Raw genomic sequence first — 1,832 nt, forward strand, 5'->3', positions numbered from 1 at the left:
CTTGGCCCACACACGGGCGTCGTGGGTGTTCTGCCGGGCCGCCTTCTTGGCGATTCGGGCCGCTTGCCGCTTCGCCTGCTGGTAGCCCTTCGTCTGCGGCTGACCCTTCGGGCGACGTCAGCGGACCATTCTGCGTGGGGCCTTCGCCAGTTCGGCCGCGCAGCGGCGGCGGTGTCCGAGGTGCGGCAGGTCGAACACCGGATCGGTGGTGGTGGCGGTGGTCTTCACGCCCCAGTCAACGCCGATGCCCGGCAGGCCCGCCTCGGGGGCCTCGGTTCTTGCGCGACGGACCACGAAGGAGGCGTACCAGTGGCCGAGGCTGTCGCGGTAGACCCGCACGCTGGTCGGCTCGGACGGCAGTTCGCGGGACCAGACAACCGGAACGGTCACCTTGTTCGGCAGCCGCAGACGGCCGTCTTTGACCGAGAAACCCCGGGTGGTGTACTCCAGGCTCGGCAGGGCGTCCTTCTTGCGCTTCTTCTTCGGCCGACCCCTGCCCTTGATCTTGAACGAGTGATCGAGGGCGGCGGCATAGGTACGCAGCGTCTGCTGTTGAGCGACCTGCGATCCGGCCCGCAGCCAGGCGCTGCCGGCCCGGGTCTCGGTCAGCAACTTCGACAGCTTGCCGAGCGTCGGCTTGCGGCCGGTCTTCTGCTGGTGAACGGCCTCGTTCCACAGCCACCGGCAGCGCCCCCACTCGTCGAGCAGTGCGGCTTGCGCCATGCGGCCAGGCCGCAGGCGGTAGGTGCAGCGCACCGTCTCGGTCACGCCGATCAGTATACAGCTCGAAGCTATATGCTGTCGGTGTGGGCGAGATCAGGTCGAACAACAACGTCGTGTACCGCTGCACCTACCACGTCGTCTGGTGCCCGAAGTATCGGCGGAAAGTCATCACCGGAGACGTTGACATCCGGCTCAAGCAGATCATCGGCGAGGTCTGCGCCGAGCGTGACGCCCCGATCGTCGAGCTGGAAACCATGCCCGACCAGGTGCACCTTCTGGTCACCGTCGATCCGCAGTACGGCATCCATCGGCTGGTCAAGCAAATCAAGGGCCGTTCCTCACGGCTCATCCGGCAAGAGTTCCCGGAGGTCAGATCCCGGATACCGACTCTGTGGACCAACTCGTACCTCGTCGCCACAGTCGGAGGCGCGACCCTGGAGATCGTGAAGAGGTATGTCGAGAGCCAGCGCAACGTCTGACCAGACGCCCAACCGCCTTGGCGGCGGACGGGCTACCCCTGACCCGCTTCGCAGGGATTCCGTTCCTCCCCACGGCCAAAGCCGGGGGTTTCCACGAAAGGATTTCGATGACAAGTAGGTTCACCGAGTTGACCGTTGACTGCCAGGATCCGGAGCGACTCGCGACCTTCTGGTGCGAGGTCCTGGACTTCAAGGTGATCGACCGAAGCGAAGGCAAGGTCGAAATCGGTTCCTGGATGCCGACTGTTGAGGATGTTCGAGCCCGCCAGATGCCGCCCACCTTGCAGTTCATCCAGGTGCCCGAGGGCAGGACCGTGAAGAACCGGCTGCACCTCGACGTCAGCCCGGTCGACGGCAGCACCGAGGCTGAGGTGCACAGACTGCTCGACCTCGGTGCCACCAGGACGGATGTGGGCCAAGGCCCAGACCGAAACTGGGTGGTCATGGCAGACCCCGAAGGCAACGAGTTCTGCGTCCTACGCACCCTGGCACCGCAGAACTAAGAGAGACCGTCAGTAGGGCGTGTGCAGCCCAGGTAGCTGTTCAGGGGTAGCAAACAGGCACGGGATTGTCGATCATGTGAGTTCTCTACGCTCCGTGACCGACAAGGATTCCCGTGCCTGCGCTGCC

At 64.8% G+C, this 1,832-nt stretch carries 3 protein-coding genes; 2 read left to right on the forward strand and 1 reads right to left on the reverse strand.

Annotated elements, in window-relative coordinates; all coding sequences use genetic code 11:
• Positions 1-117: 117 nt before the first annotated feature.
• Positions 118-768 carry an RNA-guided endonuclease InsQ/TnpB family protein gene (locus ACWDV4_RS30690; protein ID WP_449985996.1) on the reverse strand — a complete coding sequence of 217 codons (651 nt, stop codon included), beginning with the start codon at positions 766-768 and terminating at the stop codon, positions 118-120.
• A 38-nt stretch (positions 769-806) separates the two neighbouring features.
• On the opposite strand from ACWDV4_RS30690, the gene tnpA reads away from it, so the two are divergent.
• Entirely contained in the window at positions 807-1,202 is a 396-nt protein-coding gene (tnpA, locus tag ACWDV4_RS30695) for an IS200/IS605 family transposase (RefSeq protein ID WP_449976635.1), read from the forward strand.
• A 107-nt stretch (positions 1,203-1,309) separates the two neighbouring features.
• Positions 1,310-1,705 (forward strand): VOC family protein, encoded by a 396-nt coding sequence (locus tag ACWDV4_RS30700; RefSeq protein WP_449985999.1) that lies wholly within the window; start codon positions 1,310-1,312, stop codon positions 1,703-1,705.
• Positions 1,706-1,832 lie beyond the last annotated feature (127 nt).

Source organism: Micromonospora sp. NPDC003197, assembly GCF_053590565.1.

Excerpts from the sequence above, each read along its gene's own strand:
- ACWDV4_RS30700 (WP_449985999.1), top strand. The coding sequence starts at position 1,310 with ATGACAAGTAGGTTCACCGAGTTGACCGTTGACTGCCAGGATCCGGAG.